Annotated in this window: 10 protein-coding genes and 1 pseudogene; 6 read left to right on the forward strand and 5 right to left on the reverse strand. The window is 74.0% G+C overall.

The window, feature by feature from the left end:
• Window positions 1-6: 6 nt before the first annotated feature.
• The 3 genes from IG94_RS0110885 to nirD are packed head-to-tail and all read left to right on the forward strand — an operon-like array spanning window position 7 to window position 4,267.
• Window positions 7-1,266 (forward strand): NAD(P)/FAD-dependent oxidoreductase, encoded by a 1,260-nt coding sequence (locus IG94_RS0110885; protein WP_031033974.1) that lies wholly within the window; start codon window positions 7-9, stop codon window positions 1,264-1,266.
• A complete protein-coding gene (gene nirB, locus IG94_RS0110890; RefSeq protein ID WP_031033978.1) occupies window positions 1,263-3,905 on the forward strand; it encodes a nitrite reductase large subunit NirB in 2,643 nt (880 codons plus the stop codon). Before IG94_RS0110885 ends, nirB begins: the two co-directional genes overlap by 4 nt.
• Window positions 3,902-4,267, forward strand: coding sequence for a nitrite reductase small subunit NirD (gene nirD, locus IG94_RS0110895; RefSeq protein WP_031033980.1), 366 nt, complete (start codon window positions 3,902-3,904; stop codon window positions 4,265-4,267). Before nirB ends, nirD begins: the two co-directional genes overlap by 4 nt.
• Window positions 4,268-4,299: 32 nt before the next feature.
• Here nirD and IG94_RS0110900 read toward each other — a convergent pair whose 3' ends face one another.
• Entirely contained in the window at window positions 4,300-5,232 is a 933-nt protein-coding gene (locus IG94_RS0110900; protein ID WP_031033984.1) for an oxidoreductase, read from the reverse strand.
• Window positions 5,233-5,441: 209 nt separating this feature from the next.
• Here IG94_RS0110900 and IG94_RS0110905 point away from each other — a divergent pair, with 209 nt between their 5' ends.
• Window positions 5,442-5,894, forward strand: a complete 453-nt coding sequence (locus IG94_RS0110905; protein WP_031033987.1) for an excalibur calcium-binding domain-containing protein — start codon at window positions 5,442-5,444, stop codon at window positions 5,892-5,894.
• A gap of 156 nt (window positions 5,895-6,050) precedes the next feature.
• Here the strand turns inward: IG94_RS0110905 and ppdK are convergent, their stop codons facing one another.
• A complete protein-coding gene (ppdK, locus tag IG94_RS0110910) occupies window positions 6,051-8,780 on the reverse strand; it encodes a pyruvate, phosphate dikinase (protein ID WP_031033989.1) in 2,730 nt (909 codons plus the stop codon).
• A gap of 518 nt (window positions 8,781-9,298) precedes the next feature.
• On the opposite strand from ppdK, the gene IG94_RS0110915 reads away from it, so the two are divergent.
• A complete protein-coding gene (locus tag IG94_RS0110915; RefSeq protein WP_031033991.1) occupies window positions 9,299-11,071 on the forward strand; it encodes an alkaline phosphatase family protein in 1,773 nt (590 codons plus the stop codon).
• Between the two features lie 128 nt (window positions 11,072-11,199).
• Here IG94_RS0110915 and dusB read toward each other — a convergent pair whose 3' ends face one another.
• Window positions 11,200-12,366, reverse strand: a complete 1,167-nt coding sequence (gene dusB / locus IG94_RS0110920) for a tRNA dihydrouridine synthase DusB (RefSeq protein WP_031033993.1) — start codon at window positions 12,364-12,366, stop codon at window positions 11,200-11,202.
• A gap of 108 nt (window positions 12,367-12,474) precedes the next feature.
• Here dusB and IG94_RS0110925 point away from each other — a divergent pair, with 108 nt between their 5' ends.
• Complete coding sequence (locus IG94_RS0110925; protein WP_031033996.1) at window positions 12,475-13,920, forward strand: MFS transporter; 1,446 nt, start codon at window positions 12,475-12,477, stop codon at window positions 13,918-13,920.
• Window positions 13,921-14,107: 187 nt separating this feature from the next.
• Here IG94_RS0110925 and IG94_RS43415 read toward each other — a convergent pair whose 3' ends face one another.
• Both IG94_RS43415 and IG94_RS42560 read right to left on the reverse strand, forming a co-directional pair.
• A complete protein-coding gene (locus IG94_RS43415) occupies window positions 14,108-18,682 on the reverse strand; it encodes a cation-translocating P-type ATPase (RefSeq protein ID WP_031033999.1) in 4,575 nt (1,524 codons plus the stop codon).
• 8 nt (window positions 18,683-18,690) lie between these two features.
• Window positions 18,691-19,343 (reverse strand): annotated as a pseudogene (locus IG94_RS42560) (hypothetical protein); the annotation flags it as partial.

Here is a 19,343-nt window from a genome sequence, read left to right on the forward strand (position 1 = left end):
GGTGCCATGACCTCGAACCCGCGTGTGGTGGTGATCGGCGCCGGACCGGCGGGCGTGACGCTCGCCCGGCACCTCGGTGAGCTGGGCACGCCCGCGCTGGTGGTCGGCGACGAGGAGCACCGCCCGTACAACCGGGTGCTGCTCGCCGAGGTGCTGGCCGGGCGGTACGGCCCCGAGGTGACCGCCCTGCCCGCGCCCGCCGGGCTGCTGCGCGGCCGGGTCGCCGGCATCGACCGGGCGGGCCGGACCGTGCGGTGCGCCGACGGGTCCGTGATCGCGTACGACACGCTGGTCCTGGCCACCGGGTCCAACGCCGTGCTGCCGCCTCTGCGCGGGCTGTACACCCGGGACCGCGAGTTGCCCGAGGGCGTGCACGCGTTTAGGACGATGGACGACTGCCTCGGGTTGTCGAAGGCGGTACGGCCCGGCGTGCGGGCCGTCGTGATCGGGGGCGGGCTCCTCGGCGTGTCCGCCGCCCGCGCGCTGGCCGTGCGCGGCGCGCAGGTCGTCCTCGCCCAGCAGTCCGAGCGGCTGATGGAACGGCAGCTCGACCCCGCCGCCTCCGCGCTCGTGCGGCGGCATCTGGAGGGCCTCGGCGTCGAGGTGCACACCGAGTGCCGGGTACGCGACGTGCGCAGCGTCGGCGGTGCGGTGCGGTCGGTGGAGCTGGCCGACGGGTACGCCCTCGGCGCCGATCTCGTCGTGCTCGCGTGCGGGGTGCGGCCCCGGGTCGGGCTCGCGCGGGAGGCGGGGCTGGACGTCGGCAAGGGCGTCGTCGTCGACGACGAGCTGCGCACCTCCGACCCGCACATCCGGGCGATCGGCGACTGCGCCCAGCACGCGGACCGTGTCTACGGGCTGGCCGCGCCCGCCCTCGAACAGGCCGGTGTGCTGGCCGCTCTGCTCGCCGGCGACGGCACCGCCCGCTACACCGGCACCCGTGCCCTGACCCGGCTCACCCTCACCGGAATCACCGGAATCACCGGGCCCAAGGGCCCTCTCCGAGGGCCGGACACCCCCTTCGACCTCGCCGCGTTCGGCGAGACCGACCCCCGCCCCGGCGACGACGTCGTGCAGCTCGCCGACGCCACCCGGGGCACGTACCGCAAGGTCGTCGTCCGTGACGACCGGCTGGTCGGCGGGGTCCTGGTCGGCGAACTCGGCACCGTCGGCGCGCTCGCGCGCGCCTGGGAGGGAGCAGAGCCGCTCCCCTCCGACGGCGGCCCCCTGCTCCACCTGCTCACCCATGACGGAGGCGCCCGATGACCACCGACACCCCGACGATCGTGCTGGTCGGCCACGGCATGGTCGGCCAGCGCTTCCTGGAGGCGCTCGCCGAGCGCGGCCTGACCGACACGCACCGCGTGGTCGTCCTGTGCGAGGAGCCGCGCCCCGCCTACGACCGCGTCCGGCTCACCTCGTACTTCTCGGGGGAGACCCCCGAGGACCTGTCGCTGACCGATCTCGCGTTCCTCGACGAGCAGGGCATCGAACTGCACGTCGGCGACCCGGCGGTGGCCGTCGACCGCGACGCGCGGAAGGTGACCGCGCGCTCCGGGCTCGTCGTCGGCTACGACGTGCTCGTCCTCGCCACCGGGTCCTACCCCTTCGTCCCGCCCGTCCCCGGCAAGGACGCCGAGGGCTGCTTCGTCTACCGGACGATCGAGGACCTGCTCGCCATCGAGGAGTACGCGACGTCACGGGCGACGACCGGCGCCGTGGTCGGCGGCGGGCTGCTCGGCCTGGAGGCGGCCGGCGCGCTCAAGGGCCTCGGACTCACCTCGCACATCGTGGAGTTCGCGCCCCGCCTGATGCCGGTGCAGGTCGACGAGGGCGGCGGCGCGGCGCTGCTGCGCACCATCGAGGGGATGGGCCTGTCCGTGCACACGGGCGTCGGCACCCAGGAGATCGTCACCGGCGAGGACGGTGCCGTCACCGGCATGAAGCTGTCCGACGGCTCCGAACTCGCCACCGACCTCGTCGTGTTCAGCGCCGGTGTCCGGCCCCGCGACCAACTCGCCCGGGACTGCGGGCTCGCGGTCGGCGAGCGCGGCGGCATCACGGTCGACGAGCAGTGCCGAACGCCCACCGACCCGCGCGTCTTCGCGATCGGCGAGTGCGCGCTGGCGGCCGACGGGAGGGTGTACGGGCTGGTGGCCCCCGGGTACGAGCAGGCCGAGACGGCCGCCGCGACCATCGCGGCCCAGGAGGCGTCCTTCACCGGCGCCGACCTGTCCACCAAGCTGAAGCTGCTCGGCGTGGACGTGGCGTCCTTCGGCGACGCGCACGGCACCGCCGAGGACTGCCTGGACGTCGTCTACTCCGACTCCCGCGCCGGCCTCTACAAGAAGCTGGTGGTGGGCCGCGACGGCACGCTGCTCGGCGGCATCCTGGTCGGCGACGCGGAGGCGTACGGCACCCTGCGCGCCTTCACCGGCTCGGTCCCGCCCGTCTCCCCCGAGTCGCTCGTACTGCCCGCCGGTGCGGGTGCCCCGGCCCGGCTCGGACCGTCCGCGCTCCCCGACGACGCGGTGATCTGCTCCTGCCACAACGTGACCAAGGGCGCCGTCCGGGGCGCGGTGACCGAGCACTCCTGCACGACCGTGCCCGAGGTGAAGAAGTGCACCAGAGCCGGGACGGGCTGCGGCTCCTGCGTCAAGGTGCTCGGCCAACTGGTCACCGCCGAACTGGAGGCGGGCGGCGTCGAGGTCGACAAGGGCCTGTGCGGCTGCTTCGCGCAGACCCGCGAGGAGCTGTACGAGATCGTCCTCGCCCTGCGGATCACCTCCTACCGGGACCTGCTCGACCGGCACGGCCGCGAGGGCGCGCGGGGCGGCGAGGGCTGCGAGGTGTGCAAGCCGACGGTCGGTTCGATCATCGCCTCCCTCGCCCCGAGCATCGGCGCGAGCGGCTACGTCCTGGACGGCGAGCAGGCGGCCCTCCAGGACACCAACGACCACTTCCTCGCCAACCTCCAGAAGAACGGCTCGTACTCCGTCGTCCCGCGCATACCCGGCGGTGAGATCGCGCCGGAGAAGCTGATCGTCATCGGCGAGATCGCCCGGGACTTCGGGCTCTACACGAAGATCACCGGCGGTCAGCGCATCGACATGTTCGGCGCCCGCGTCGAGCAGTTGCCGGTGATCTGGGCGCGGCTGGTGGACGCCGGCTTCGAGTCGGGGCACGCGTACGGGAAGTCGCTGCGCACGGTGAAGTCCTGCGTGGGGCAGACCTGGTGCCGGTACGGCGTCCAGGACTCCGTGCGCATGGCGATCGACCTGGAGCTGCGCTACCGGGGGCTCCGCTCCCCGCACAAGCTGAAGTCGGCGGTCTCCGGGTGCGCCCGCGAGTGCGCCGAGGCCCAGTCGAAGGACTTCGGCGTGATCGCCACGGCGGGCGGCTGGAACCTGTACGTCGGCGGCAACGGCGGCGCCACCCCGCGCCACGCCGACCTCCTCGCGCAGGACCTCTCCGACGCCGAACTGGTCCGCCTGATCGACCGGTTCCTGATGTTCTACATCCGCACCGCCGACCGGCTGGAGCGCACCTCCACCTGGCTGGAGCGCGTCCCGGGCGGCCTGGACCACGTGCGGGACGTCGTCGTGCACGACTCGCTCGGCATCTGCGACGAGCTGGAGTCCCTGATGTCCGCCCACGTCTCGCACTACCGCGACGAGTGGGCCGAGACCCTCGACGACCCCGGGAAACTGGCCCGGTTCGTGTCCTTCGTGAACGCGCCCGACACCCCCGACCCGGTCGTGGGCTTCGTGCCCGAGCGCGACCAGGTGAAGCCCGACCTGCCGCTGCTGGACATCGGCCTGCGGCGCCCCACGGAAGACGGCCGACGAGACGACCTCCGCGACGACTCCCGCGACGACCTCCTGGAAGGAAGCACCCGCCGATGACCCTGGCTCCCGAAACCCTCGCGCCCCGCCCGACCGATCTGAAGGTGCAACTCCGGCTGACCGACGACTGGTTCACCGCCTGCGACCTCGGCGCCCTGCTCCCGGGCCGGGGCGTGGCGGCCCTGCTGCCGGACGGCGGCCAGGTCGCGCTCTTCCGCGGCCGCGACGGCGAGCTGTACGCCATCGACAACCGCGATCCGTTCACCGGCGCGGCGGTCCTGTCCCGCGGCCTGACCGGCACCCACCGGGGACGCCCGTTCGTCGCCTCGCCGCTCCTCAAGCAGCGCTTCGACCTCACGACCGGCGAGTGCCTGGACGACGAGGCGGTACGGGTGACGGCGTACGAGGTCAAGGCGGCGTAGGGCACCACCGCATGGGGGGGGGCGGCGGCGCCTCAGGCCCGCAGGGCCTCGTACGTGACCCCCGTCAGCCGTTCGGAGGCGGCCCACAGCCGCTCGCCCGTCGTGTCGTCGCGGGTCCAGGGCGCCCGCCGGGACGGGGCGGGTGCCCCGCGCCACATCGCGAAGGACGGGCCGGTGAAGGAGTCGGAGGGGACCCCGGGCGCGGTCGCCGCGTACAGGATGGGCAGCGCGCCGGCCTCCGGGGACTGGGCGAGGACCCGGCTGCGCAGCCGCGCCAGCCGCTCGACGAGATGGCGTCCCTCGGCGCGGGGCCCGACCACCGAGAGGTCGGTGTCCGCGTATCCGGGGTGGGCCGCGACCGCGCGCACGTCCCAGGCTCCGTCCCGGGCCGCGAGCCGGCGTGAGAGTTCGTGCGTGAAGAGCAGGTTGGCGGACTTCGAGCGGGCGTAGGCGGTCCAACGGCCGTACCGCCGTACGCTGTTGAGGTCGCGCGCGTCGACGTTGGCCAGCAGGTGCATGAAGCTGGAGACGGTCACGACACGGGCGCCCGGCGTGGCGAGCAGGGTGGGCAGCAGCAGCCCCGTGAGGGCGAAGTGACCCAGGTGGTTGACGCCGAACTGCGTCTCGAAGCCGTCCGCCGTCGTCCCGTGGGGCATCGCCATCACGCCGGCGTTGTTCACGAGCAGATCGATCCGCTCGTACGGCAGCCCGTGGGCGAACTCGCGCACACTCGCCAGGTCCCCGAGATCCAGTCGCGCCGGTTCCACGGCGGCGCCGGGCACCTCGCCGAGGAGGCGTTCCACAGCCGCTCTCCCCCGCGCCTCGCTGCGGCAGGCGAGCACCACGGTCGCGCCCTTGCGCGCCAGTTCCCGGGAGATCACGAGGCCGAGGCCGCCGTTGGCGCCGGTGACGACGGCCACCCGCCCGCTCAGGGCGGGGATGTCGCCCGTGTTCCAGCCGGTCATCCGCGGCTCCTTCCCGGCTCCGACCCTGGTCCGGACCCGTCCACCGTACGCGTCCGGCACCCCTGAGCGGAGAGCTACCGTCCGGTCACGTCACGTTCGCATCACGAGTCCTTCATATCTCCCCCACAGCTTCCCCCTCTCAATACCTTCGTCACCTCAGTGATTCGTCACTTCTTATCCGCTCATCCACACCATTCACGGGACTCCTGATGAACCTCATCCGCAAGCCCGCCGCCGTGGCCGTCGCCGCGCTGGCCCTGGCCGCCCTGCCGACCGCCGCCGCCCAGGCGCACGACGGCGCCCACCCGTTCAAGAACTGCTCCGAGGCGTACGCCGCCGGGTACAAGGACATCCCGTCGACCGACGAGCACTACGGCAAGCACCTGGACCGCGACAACGACGGCACCGGCTGCGACAACCCGCCCGCCGGCTTCGTGCCCGCCGGTGACAAGGACGGCAGCGACGACGCTGCCGGTGCCGGCAGCGGCAAGGACTCGGGTCAGGACGGGGACCAGGCCGCCGGAGCGCAGGGCACCGACCTGGCCGAGACCGGCGGCAACGACAACACGCCGTACATCGCGGCGGCCGGCGGTGCCGTGGTGCTCGCGGGCGGCGGTCTGCTGCTGGCCGCCCGGCGCCGCCGGAGCAACGGCGCGGGCTGACCGTGAGCCGGTAGGCGCACGGACACGCGGCAGCAGGACGCACGAAAGGGCGGCACCCCCGCACGGGTGCCGCCCTTTCCCGTGGTCCGGAGCCGCCGCCGATCGGTGAGGGTCGGGTGACAGACGGCGGCTCCGGGGCCTGGGACCCCTTGAGGGTTACCTGTGGTCGCTGCCCTTGGACCGCGACGCCGCGCGGCCGGCCTCCAGGCGGGCCACCGGGATGCGGAACGGGGAGCAGGAGACGTAGTCCAGGCCCACCTCGTGGAAGAAGTGGACCGACTCCGGGTCGCCGCCGTGCTCGCCGCAGACACCGAGCTTGAGGTCGGGCCGGGTGGCGCGGCCGGCCTGCGCGGCGGCGGCGACCAGGGAGCCGACGCCGTCCTTGTCGATGGTCTCGAACGGGGAGACGCCGAAGATGCCCTTCTCCAGGTAGGCGGTGAAGAAGCTGGCCTCGACGTCGTCGCGGCTGAAGCCCCACACGGTCTGGGTCAGGTCGTTGGTGCCGAAGGAGAAGAACTCGGCGGCCTCCGCGATCTGGGCGGCGGTCAGCGCGGCGCGCGGCAGCTCGATCATCGTGCCGATCGACAGCTTGAGCCTGGTGCCCGTGGCGGCCTCGACCTCGGCGACGACCCGGTCGGCCTCCTCGCGGACGATCTCCAGCTCCTGGACCGTGCCGACCAGCGGGATCATGATCTCGGCGCGCGGGTCGCCCTTGGCCGCCTTGCGCTCGGCGGCGGCCTCGGCGATGGCGCGGACCTGCATGGTGAACAGGCCCGGGATGACGAGGCCGAGGCGGACGCCGCGCAGGCCCAGCATCGGGTTCTGCTCGTGCAGCCGGTGCACGGCCTGGAGCAGGCGCAGCTCGTTCTCGTGCGGCTCCTGGCGGGACTCGGCGAGCGCGACGCGCACCGACAGTTCGGTGATGTCGGGCAGGAACTCGTGCAGCGGCGGGTCGAGGAGGCGGACGGTGACCGGGAGGCCGTCCATCGACTCGAAGAGCTGCACGAAGTCCTGCTTCTGCAGCGGGAGCAGCTCCTTCAGGGACTCCTCGCGCACCGCCTCCGTGTCGGCCAGGATCAGCCGCTCCACCAGCTCGCGCCGGTCGCCGAGGAACATGTGCTCGGTGCGGCACAGCCCGATGCCCTGGGCGCCGAACCGGCGGGCCCGCAGCGCGTCCTCGGCGTTGTCGGCGTTGGCGCGCACCCGCAGCCGGCGCTTGCGGTCGGCGAAGGCCATGATGCGGTGCACGGCCTCGACCAGCTCGTCGGCGTCCTCGGCGCCCGCGTGCATGCGGCCCTCGAAGTACTCGACGACCGGCGACGGCACGACCGGCACCTCGCCGAGGTAGACCTTGCCGGAGGAGCCGTCGATGGAGACGACGTCGCCCTCCTCGACGACGTGCCCGCCGGGCACGGTCATCCGGCGGCGCTTGGTGTCGACCTCCAGCTCCTCGGCGCCGCAGACACAGGTCTTGCCCATGCCGCGCGCGACCACGGCCGCGTGGGAGGTCTTGCCGCCGCGCGAGGTCAGGATGCCCTCGGCGGCGATCATGCCGTCCAGGTCGTCGGGGTTGGTCTCGCGGCGGATCAGGATGACCTTCTCGCCGGAGCGGGACCACTTGACGGCGGTGTACGAGTCGAAGACGGCCTTGCCGACCGCCGCGCCCGGCGACGCGGCGATGCCCCGGCCGACCTGCTCGACCTTCGCCTCGTCGTCGAAGCGGGGGAACATCAGCTGGGCGAGCTGGGCGCCGTTGACCCGCTGGAGGGCCTCCGCCTCGTCGATCAGGCCCTGGTCGACGAGCTGGGTGGCGATGCGGAAGGCGGCGCCCGCGGTGCGCTTGCCGACGCGGGTCTGGAGCATCCACAGCTGGCCGCGCTCGATGGTGAACTCGATGTCGCAGAGGTCCAGGTAGTGGTTCTCCAGCGTCTCCATGATCTGCATCAGCTGGTCGTACGACTTCTTGTCGATCCGCTCCAGCTCCGCCAGCGCGACGGTGTTGCGGATGCCCGCGACGACGTCCTCGCCCTGGGCGTTCTGGAGGTAGTCGCCGTAGACGCCCTGGTGGCCGGAGGCGGGGTCGCGGGTGAAGGCGACGCCGGTGCCCGAGTCGGGGCCGAGGTTGCCGAAGACCATGGAGCAGACGTTGACGGCGGTGCCGAGGTCGTGCGGGATGCGCTCCTGGCGGCGGTAGAGCTTGGCACGCTCGCCGTTCCAGGACTCGAAGACCGCCTTGACGGCGAGGTCCATCTGCTCGCGCGGATCCTGGGGGAAGTCCCGGCCGGCCTCCTTCTTCACGATCTTCTTGAAGACGGTGACGAGCTTCTTGAGGTCGGCGGCCTCCAGTTCGGTGTCGACCGCGACCTTCTTGGCCTGCTTGGCCTTCTCCAGGGCCTCCTCGAAGAGGTCGCCGTCGACGTCCAGGACGGTCTTGCCGAACATCTGGATGAGGCGGCGGTAGGAGTCCCAGGCGAAGCGCTCGTCGCCGGCCTGCTGGGCCAGGCCCTGCACGGACCGGTCGGAGAGGCCGATGTTGAGGACCGTGTCCATCATGCCGGGCATGGAGAACTTGGCGCCGGAGCGGACCGACACGAGGAGCGGGTCGTCGGCCTGGCCGAGCTTCTTGCCCATCTTCCCTTCGAGGGCGTCGAGGTGCGCACTCACCTCGTCACGCAGTGCCGCCGGTTCCTCGCCGCTGTCGAGGTAGGTCTTGCAGGCCTCGGTGGTGATGGTGAAGCCGGGAGGGACCGGGAGGCCCAGGTTGGTCATCTCGGCGAGGTTGGCGCCCTTGCCACCGAGGAGGTCCTTGAGGTCCTTGTTGCCCTCGGTGAAGTCGTAAACGAACTTCGCCGTGTGCGCTACCTGGGGATCTTTGTTTTCCGACACGGGTCTCGACTCCTCGAGGACGCGGTGGCTGCCCTGACGGCGAGGAATGTACCCAGATCAAAGGCACCTGGGTACGTCCACTTGTGCGTCATGCGCCTGTAACCACCCGTCCGCCAGTGGATCGAAAGTCAAGGCTTGGCAAGCGAGTGGCGAGCGGTGTTTTCACCTCTTGAAGGGATGGAGCGAGAGACACCCCTCAATCCGCTCACATGAGCAGCATTCCGCACGTCCGAGTTCGATCGATGAACGATCAAGGGCTGGCACTCAGTGCCACAGCTTAGGGAAGTGGAGTCGCTCAAGATCCGCTCATCTGAGCAGGTCAGCTATCAAGCGTGGCGAGAATCACCCTGCCGAGAGCCGCCGGATTCCACCATGCGGACCGCTGGACGGCACCGGACGACCGGGATGACCGGGCCGGTGAACGGACCGCTCCCCGCCGACGTACGAGAGTGCGGCGGGCTCCCGGCCCCCTCGCCGGGGCCCGCCACCCACCGGGTTTCGCACGGAAGGACCTTCGGGTGCCCGTCTCCACGCCTTTCCGCCGGCCGCCGCAGAACGCCGCCGACGACCCCGACTCACCCGAACCCACCCCACCGCCGTCGCCGTCCTCGGCCCTCCGGGCGCGCCTCGCCCACTGGCGGGCCTGGCGCGCCCGGCACCCGCGTGCGGCGCTCGTCCTGCGCCGGACCACCACCGTCCTCGCGGCCGTGCTCGTGCTCGGGGCGCTGCTGCTGCCGAACAGCTTCGCCGCGCTCGAACCCAGCCGGTTCGCGCGCATCCCGGCGGAGGCGGTCGTCGCGGCGGTGCTGCTGCTGCAACTGCCGCGCGTGCCGCGCCTGGTGCTCGCGGCGTTCCTCGGCACCGGTCTGGGCGCGCTGACCGTGCTGAACCTGCTCGACATGGGATTCACCGAGTACCTGGGCCGGGGCTTCAACGTCGTCCTCGACTGGGGCCTGCTCGACGACGCCCAGTCCTACGTGGCGGACTCGATGGGCGGGGCGGCGGCGTTCTGGGCCTCCGTCGGCGCGGTCGTGCTCACCGTGCTGCTGCTGGTCGTCATGGCGCTGGCGGTGGTCCGGCTCGGGGAGCTGCTCGTGGCGCACCGGGAGCGGACGAACCGGGGCGCGCTGATGGCGGCCACCGTGTGGCTGGCCTGCGCGGCGCTCGGTGTGCAGACCTTCGGCCCGGCGGTCGCGACCACCAGCGCCTCGCGGGCGGTCGAGGCGCAGGCGAACCGGGTGCGGGACACCCTGCGGGACGAGGCGGCCTTCGCGAAGGAGGCGAAGTCGGACCGGTTCGGGGCCACGCCCGGTGCCCAGTTGGTGCCGGACCTACGCGGCAAGGACGTGATCTTCACGTTCATCGAGAGCTACGGCCGCACCGCGATCGAGGACCCGGTGACGGCGCCGGGCGTCGACCGGACGCTGGACACGGGCACGGCGGCGCTGGAGAAGGCGGGCTTCCGGGCGAAGAGCGGCTGGCTGACGTCGGCGACGTACGGCGGGAGCAGCTGGCTCGGCCACTCCACCTTCATGTCGGGCCTGTGGGTGGACAATCAGCAGCGCTACCGCACCGTCACCGCCGGCGACCACCTCACCCTCACCAAGGCGTTCCGCAAGACCGGCGACTGGGACACGGTCGGCGTCATGCCGGGCGTGCAGAAGGGGTGGCCGGAGGCGAAGTGGTACGGCCTCGACAAGGTCTACGACGCCTTCGACGTGGGCTACCGGGGGCCGAAGTTCAGCTGGTCGACGATGCCGGACCAGTACGCACTGGAGGCGTTCCAGCGCCTGGAGCACGGGAAGAAGCGCGACAGGCCGCTGATGGCGGAGGTCGTCCTGACGTCGAGCCACCAGCCGTGGGCGCCGATCCCGGAGCTGGTCGGCTGGGACGGGATCGGCGACGGCTCGGTGTACGACGGCATCGAGGCGGCGGGCGTGGAGCCGTCGGAGGTTCTCACCGACTCGCGGCGCTCGAAGGAGGAGTACGGCAAGTCGGTCCAGTACTCGGTCACCAGTCTCACCCAGTGGCTGGAGCGCTACGGCACCGACGACACCGTCCTCGTCTTCCTCGGCGACCACCAGCCGATCGCCCGCGTGAGCGGCGACAAGGCGAGCCGGGACGTGCCGGTGTCGGTCGTCGCGAAGGACCCGAAGGTGCTCGACGCGATCGACGACTGGAACTGGACGAAGGGCCTCAAGCCGGCCCACGACGCACCGGTGTGGCGGATGAGCTCCTTCCGCGACGCCTTCCTGACGGCGTACGGCTCCACCCCGCACCCGACGGGCTGACCGGTCCGGGGCCCGCGTGCGGGGGCCGGTCAGCCTCCGGAGGGGGTGTCCGGTCAGCCGCCGGAGGTGTCCAGCCTCCGGGGCTCGTCAGCCCCCTGGGTGTCCGGTCGGCCGCCGGAAGGGGCCGGTCAGCCGCCGGAGGTGTCCAGCTCGGCCTCCTCGCCGACGCCCGCGCAGTCGTACGGGTCCTTCAGCCAGCCGTCCGGCAGGACCACCCGGTTGTTGCCGGAGGTACGGCCGCGGGGGCCGTCGGCGCCGGCGGGCCAGGGCTGGTCGAGGTCCAGTTCGTCGAGACCGGCACGCAGTGCCGCGAGCGAGGAGGTGATCGCGAGCCGCTTGCGCATCTCGGAGCCGACGGCGAAGCCCTTGAGGTACCAGGCGACGTGCTTGCGGAAGTCGATGACGCCGCGCGCCTCGTCGCCGATCCACTCCCCCAGCAGCGTCGCGTGCCGGACCATCACGTCGGCGACCTCGCGCAGGGCGGGCCGCACATAGGCGTCGGTCCGCCCCTCGAAGGCGGCGACCAGGTCGGCGAAGAGCCACGGCCGCCCCAGGCAGCCGCGTCCGACCACGACGCCGTCGCAGCCCGTCTCCCGCACCATCCGCAGCGCGTCCTCGGCGGACCAGATGTCGCCGTTGCCCAGCACCGGGATCTCCGGGACGTGTTCCTTGAGGCGGGCGATGGCGTCCCAGTCGGCGGTGCCGCCGTAGTGCTGGGCGGTGGTGCGGCCGTGCAGGGCGATGGCGGCGACGCCCTCCTCGACGGCGATCCGGCCGGCGTCGAGGAAGGTGAGGTGGTCGTCGTCGATGCCCTTGCGCATCTTCATGGTGACGGGCAGGTCACCGGCGCCGGTGACGGCCTCGCGGACGATGGCCCGCAGCAGGTTCCGCTTGTAGGGGAGCGCCGAGCCGCCGCCCTTGCGGGTCACCTTGGGGACGGGGCAGCCGAAGTTCAGGTCGATGTGGTCGGCGAGGTTCTCCTCCGCGATCATGCGGACGGCCTTGCCGACGGTCAGGGGGTCGACGCCGTACAGCTGGATCGAGCGCGGGGTCTCGGTCGCGTCGAAGTGGATCAGCTGCATGGTCTTCTCGTTGCGCTCGACCAGGGCGCGGGTGGTGATCATCTCGCTCACGAACAGGCCCTTGCCGCCGCTGAACTCCCTGCACAGGGTGCGGAACGGCGCGTTGGTGATCCCGGCCATCGGGGCCAGGACCACGGGCGGCGCGACGGTGTGCGGACCGATCCGCAGCGGTGCGGCGGCGGTGCCGGGGGCGGGCGTGGTGAGCGTGGACATTCCCCCATTGTCACGCACGTGCGCCGATGCCCCGCACAGCCTGTGGACAAAGACCATGCATGGGTCATTAGTTAACCGCACTATCGAAATGGGCGTACGATGAAGTCCATGCCCGAGCTCACCCACCGCCGCCGGATGCTCGTGCTCGCCATCTGCTGCATGAGCCTGCTGATCGTGAGCATCGACAACACGATCCTCAACGTCGCCCTCCCCTCCATGCAGCGCGACCTGCACGCGAGCACCTCGGGCCTGCAGTGGGCGATCGACGCGTACACGCTCGTGCTGGCCGCCCTGCTCATGCTCTCCGGCTCCACGGCCGACCGGATCGGCCGCAAGCGGGTCTTCATGACGGGCCTGGTGGTCTTCACCCTCGGTTCGCTGCTGTGCTCCCTGGCGCCGGACCTGTCCTCGCTGGTCGTCTTCCGGATGATGCAGGCGGTGGGCGGTTCGATGCTCAACCCGGTCGCCATGTCGATCATCACCAACACCTTCACCGACCCGCGCGAGCGCGCCCGCGCGATCGGCGTGTGGGGCGCGGTGGTCGGCATATCCATGGCCGCCGGTCCGCTGGTGGGCGGCGTACTGGTGGAGTCGGTCGGCTGGCGCTCGATCTTCTGGGTCAACCTGCCGGTGGGCCTGGCCGCCCTCCTGCTCACCCTGCGCTTCGTCCCCGAGTCCCGCGCGCCGAAGGGCCGCCGCCCCGACCCGCTGGGCCAGCTGATGGTGATCGTCCTGTTCGGCTCGCTCACCTACGCCATCATCGAGGCACCGAACGCCGGACTCACGACGGTGCTGCCGTTCGCCGTGCTGGCGCTCGCCGCCCTCGCCGGCCTGCTCCTGTACGAGCCCCGGCGCGCCGAGCCCCTCATCGAGCTGCGCTTCTTCCGGTCGGCGCCGTTCAGCGGGGCCACCGTCATCGCGATCAGCGCCTTCGCCGCGCTGGGCGGCTTCCTCTTCCTGTCCACGCTGTACCTGCAGAACGTACGCGGACTCAGCGCCCTGGAGGCCGGTCTGTGGATGCTGCCGATGGCCGTCCCGACCTTCCTCTGCGCCCCGCTGTCCGGGCGGCTGGTCGGCAGCCGGGGGCCGCGGCTGCCGCTGCTGATCGCGGGCGGCGCGCTGACCGTGAGCGGGGCGCTGTTCGCCGCGTTCGAGGCCGAGACCTCCGACGTCACCCTCTTCGTCGGCTACGTCCTGTTCGGCGTCGGCTTCGGCTTCGTCAACGCGCCCATCACCAACACCGCCGTCTCCGGCATGCCGCGCGCCCAGGCCGGGGTCGCCGCGGCGGTCGCCTCCACCAGCCGCCAGCTGGGCCAGACGCTGGGCGTGGCGGTGGTCGGCGCGGTCCTGGCGGCGGGCGTGAGCGCCTCGGCGTACCGGGACACCTTCGTCTCCGCCTCCCGCCCCGGCTGGTGGATCCTGGCCGCCTGCGGCCTCGCGGTCCTCGTCCTGGGCGCCGTCACCAACGGCCGCTGGGCCCACCGCACGGCGGAACGCACGGCACAGCGCCTGGCGGCCCCGGAGGTACGGGAGGCGTCCCGGACGGGGGCCTGAACCCTCCCCGGCCGGTACGGGGGGGGGCGTGCTGCCAGGGGCCGGCACGGGCGGCGTGCTGCCAGGGGGACGCCAGTCCGGCCCGGCAGCACCGTGCCGCCATGGAGACGTCAGTCCAGCCGGCAGCACCGTGCCGGCACGGAGACGTCAGTCCGGCCGGCGTGGGCGCCCGTGTTGCCGGGCGACGTCAGCGCACCGCCGCCGGCAGCCGTTCCGCCACCTTCGGCCAGTACCGCGTCACCGCGGCCTCCACGCCCGGCAGCGCCCGCTGTCCCGCCAGGGCCAGGACGATCGCCGCGGCCACGCCCGTCCAGGCCACCGGACCCAGCGGTGTGCAGCCGAAGAGGCGGCTAGCGCCCGGCGTCATCACGAGGGCGACCAGCGCGGCGGCGGAGCCCAGGCACGTCACCTGCACCAGGCGGCTCTCGCGCCGGTCGGCGAGGGTCTGGGCGAGCTGGGTGCCGACGACCGCGCACAGTGCCATCGTCGTCGAGCGGCGCCGCGTGCCCGGTGTACAGCGGCCGAACAGCCAGGCGGCGGTCGCGCCGAGCGCGGTGGTCAGGGCCCGGTGCCGGATCTCCCGGAGCAGCGGCTCGCCCAGGACCGCCGCCCCGAGGGGGGCGCCCGCGTCGGCGGCCTCCTGCTCCGGGTCGCCCGTCCGCGTCACCGCGACCGCCATCGCCGGGAACAGGTCGGTGAACAGGTTGACCAGCAGCATCTGCCGGGTCGACAGCGGCGAGGCGCCGCCCAGCACCGTGCCGAGGATGCCGAAGCCGACCTCGCCCGCGTTGCCGCCGATCAGGATGGCGATGGCGTCGGCGACGCTGTGCCACAGCGCCCGGCCTTCCCGCACCGCCTCCACCAGAACCAGCAGGTCGTCGCCCGTGACGACCAGGTCTGCGGCGTTGCGGGCGGCGGCCGAGCCGCGGGCGCTGATACCGACGCCGATGTCGGCGGCGCGGATCGCGGCGGCGTCGTTGGCGCCGTCCCCGACCATGCCGACGACCCGCCCGGCGTCCCGCATCGACTCGACGACCTGGAGTTTCTGCTCCGGCGCCACGCGGGCCACGACGTCCGCGTCGCGCAGCATCCGCGAGCGCGCCGTGCGGTCGGCCGCGGCGATCTCGTCGCCGGTGACCACGACCGCGTCCTCGGGCCAGCCCAGGTCGACGGCGATGGCGCGGGCGGTCTGCGGATGGTCGCCGGTCAGCACCACGGGCCGTACGCCCGCCTCGCGCAGCCCGCGCACCAGCGCCGGGGAGGTCTCGCGGGGCACGTCGGCGATCGCCAGCAGCCCCGTGAACTCCAGCCCGGACGGCGGCTGTTCGAGGACGTCGGCCGCCTTCTCGCCCTCGGCCAGGGAACGCCGCGCCACCGCGATGATGCGCAGCCCGGCACCGGCCAGCCGCTGCGCCACGCCGGCGGTGTCCGCGGGCAGACCGGCGCAGGCGGGCAGCACCGTCTCCGGCGCACCCTTGACCACCAGCACGGCCGATCCGCCCCCGCTCTCGCCCTTGCGCTCGCGCCCCACGGCGGCCGCGTAGCCGCGGGAGGTCTCGAAGGGCAGGCCCTCCTCCTGCATCCACTCCGGGTCGTCCCCGGCCGCCTCCAGGACCGCCTCGTCGGTGGCGTGGGTGGGCCGGGCACCGTCGCCGTTCAGCCGCGGGCAGGCGCGCGCGGCGGTCCGTACGGCGTCGGCGGCGTCCGGGTCGCCGACCCGGCGCACCGTGCCGTCGGGGCCCGCGACCCGCGTCAGCCGCAGGCGGTTCTCGGTGAGCGTGCCGGTCTTGTCGAAGCAGACGGTGTCCATGCGGCCCAGCGCCTCCAGGGTGCGCGGGGTGCGCACGAGGACGCCGTGGCGGCTCAGGCGGCGGGCCGCCGCGAGCTGCGCCACCGTCGCGACCAGCGGCAGCCCCTCGGGCACGGCGGCCACCGCCACCGACACGCCGCCCGCGACGGCCTGCCTGACCGGCGCCCCGCGCAGCAGCGAGAGGCCGGTCACCGCGGCGCCGCCCGCCAGGGTGAGCGGCAGTGCCTTGCGGGTCAGCTCCTGGAGCCGGGCCTGCACCCCGGCCGCCGAGGGGGTCCGGGCGGCCAGCGCGACCGCCCGCGCCGCCTCGGTGTGGTCGCCGGTGTCGACGACGACGGCCCGGGCCCGCCCGGCCACCACGGTCGTGCCCTCGAAGACCATGCAGGACCGCTCGGCCACCGGAGCACGGGGCACCGGGTCCACGCACTTGTCCACCGGCAGCGACTCGCCGGTCAGCGCGGACTCGTCCACCTCCAGACCGTCCTCCCACAGCAGCCGCGCGTCGGCGGGTACCACGTCGTCCGCCTTCAGCTCGATCACGTGCCCGGGATGCAGCTTGGCCGCGTCCACGATCCGCGGCTCGCCCCGCGCGGGGGCCTCTCCGGGGGCCTCCCGCGGCCCGTCCCCGACCGGCACCGTGGTCCCACCGGTCCCACCGGTCCCGCCGGTCCGCGACGGGCGCGCCTCGGCCGGGACCGAGGATCCCCCGCCGCCGGACCGCCCGGGGGCGCGGTACTCCCCCTCCGCGCCAGGCTCCTCGCCGAGGCCGACGTGCCCGTCCCCCGATGCGGGGTCCTCCGCCAGGCGGGCCTTCTGCTTCTGCTCCGCGAGCAGCCCGGAGAGCGCCCGCTCGGCCCGCAGCCGCTGGAAGCCGCCGACCAGCGCGTTCAGATCCAGGGCGCCGACCACGAGCAACGCGTCCACGACCGACCCGAGGATCGCGGAGGCGGCCGAGCCGACCGCGAGGACCGGGGTGAGCGGGTCGTCCAGCTCACCGCGCACGGCCCGGGCCAGCTGCCACGACCAGCGTGCCGGGGCCAGCACCCGCACCCGGCCCGCCCGGTCGGCGGCGGCCCGCAGCCGCGCCGCGGCCTGCTCGGCGGCGGACGGCTCGGGCCCGCCCTCCCGCTCCAACCGGTCCCGTACGGCGTCAGGGTCCAGCGCGTGCCACGCCACCCTGGGCCGCGGGCGCGGCGCGCGGGCCGCCGCCACGCCGAGCGCCGCGCGCGTCCCCGACAGCAGGGCCAGCGCCGCGCTCGCGTCGACCGGCGCGTGCCGCATCCCCAGCAGCGCCGACACACCGCCCCGGCGTCTGCCGCGCGCCTCGCCGACCGCCACGAGCAGTCCCGACAGCGCGGCCCCGGACCGGGCCAGCGTCTGCGACCTGCGCCCGATCGCGCGGGCCGCCGGAACCGCCCGCAGCAGCCGCCACACGTCGGCGAGGCCCTGCGTGGCGATCACGTCCGCGCCCCACGCCACCGGGCCGTCGGTGTCGGCCAGCGCCACCGCCACGTCCCCGCCGAGCAGCCCGGCCGGCACCTCCGGGCCGTCCCCGGCCCGCGGCCGTACGACGGTGACGACGCCGCCGCCCTCGGCACGGAGACCGGCGACGACCTCGCCCCACGGGCGCCCGGCGCCGACGACCTGGTCCGCGAGGCCGGTGAAGTCGGCCAGCGCCGGGTCCTCGACCATCACCACGCGCAGGCCCGCACGGCGCGCCGCGTCCAGCACGTCCTCGGTCCACGGGTCCGCGCCCGCTCCCGGCGCCCGCAGCGCGCTGGGGTGCAGGACGACCGTGCGGACCGTCTCCAACTGCCGCAGCCGGGCGGGATCGCGCACCAGCACTCCGGTACGGGACAGCGCGGCGCTCAGGACGGCGTGGAACGCGGCGGGCCCGTAACGCGCCGCCTTGGGCGAACCGGCGAGCACCGCCTCCGCCGCCTCGGACAGGTCGTGCTTGACCAGCAGGGTGGCCGCGGCACCCGCGACGCTGCCGGCCGAGGCGTGGGTGGCGTAGTCCTGGGCCGGGGAGGTGAGCGGCGGCGGGCGCAGCTCCCCCGCGGCGGGCAGACTGCCGCGTCCGGGCGCGCAGAGCTGGTCGTGCACGCCCTCGAAGGCCGCCGCCCGCGCCACGGCCTCGGTCAACTGGCAGGTGCGCAGCGCCCCGTCGAGCACCAGCGAGGTGGGGCTCTGCCCGGCTCCGTGCACGACCGCGTTGGCGGCGGCCAGCGCCACGTCCGTGCGGTGGTCGCCGAGCCGCTCGCGCAGCCAGGCGCGGAACGCCGGGTTCTCGCGCAGCAGCGTCGCCACGGCGGTGACCAGCCGCGGCGACGCGGGCAGCCGCAGGCGCGCACCGGTCACGGCCGCGGCGATGCCCAGCACGTCGGCCCCGAGCGCGGCCGCCGCGACCCGCACGGAGACCGGGTCGCCGGGGTGGTCCGGCTCGTCCGCCGACACCTCCGCGTCCGACTGTTCCCGCCGCTCGGGCCGCTCCGACCGGGTGAGTCCGTGGCGCTCGGCGATGCCGGTGGCGCGCTCCACGACGCGGTCGGTGAGCGCGTCCTCGGTGGCGGTCACCACCAGCCTGGCGAGGCCGGTGTCCCAGTAGGCGAGCAGGACGTCCGGGTGCTCGGCCAGCTCCGCCGCCACCCGCCGCGCCAGGTGCTCCGTGCCGCCCGCCAGGCGGGCCTCGTCCGCCGAGACCGGCCTGAGCGCCAGGTGCGCCCGGGGCCCGGCCCGCCACTCCCGGCTGCCGCCCGGCAGCGCCGCGCGGGCCACCCGGGCGGCCCGCGCGGCGAAGTCGGCGCCGCGCACCCCGGCCCGTGCGGTGCCCGCGACCGCGCCGGCCGCGGCACCCACGGCGGGCGCGGTGCCGCGCGCGAGCAGGCGGGGTCCGGCCAGCACGAACCCGGAGACGGCGTCCTGGGACCGCGTCAGAAGCGCACCGACCATCGCTGCGCTCAGCCCGTGGTTCGGGTGCGGGAGGCGGAGCCCGCCCGACGACGGCCGCTCCGGGAGGACCGCCCGGCCGCCGCCTTGGCCGCCGCCCGCCCGCTGCTCCGCGTGGGTGACGCCGTCTTCTTGGCGACGGACTCGGCGGCGGACTTGGCAGCACCGCGCGCGGTGGCCGACTTGGCGGCGGACTTCGCCGACACGGCCTTGGCGCCCCTGGTCTCGGCGGCCGCGGACTTCGCGGCGGCGACCTTCTTCGCGGCGCTCGTCTTCGCCGCGGCACCGCTCGCGGTGGCGGACTGGGCGGCACTGCCGCGCGCGGTGGCCGACTTGGTGACAGCACCGCGCGCGGTGGTCGATTTCGCGGCAGTGCCCCGCGTGGTGGTCGATTTCACCGCACCGCGCGCGGTGGCCGCCTTCCCGGCGGCCTTCCGCGCGGTGGCCGATTTCGCCGTCGCCGACTTGGTGGCGGTCCTCTTGGCCGCGGCCTTGGCCGTACTCCTCTCGGCGACGGATCTGGCGACCGCGCTGCCGGAAACACCGCCGCCCCCACCACGCGAGGCCCCGCCACCCGACACCCCGGCACCCGCCGCCCCACCGCCCTCACCCAGCGCCCGCTGCCCCCGCGCCTTCCCCCGCTGCCCCTCTCCCTCTTCCTGCC

The organism is Streptomyces olivaceus, assembly GCF_000721235.1.
Taxonomy (GTDB): Bacteria; Actinomycetota; Actinomycetes; order Streptomycetales; family Streptomycetaceae; genus Streptomyces; species Streptomyces olivaceus.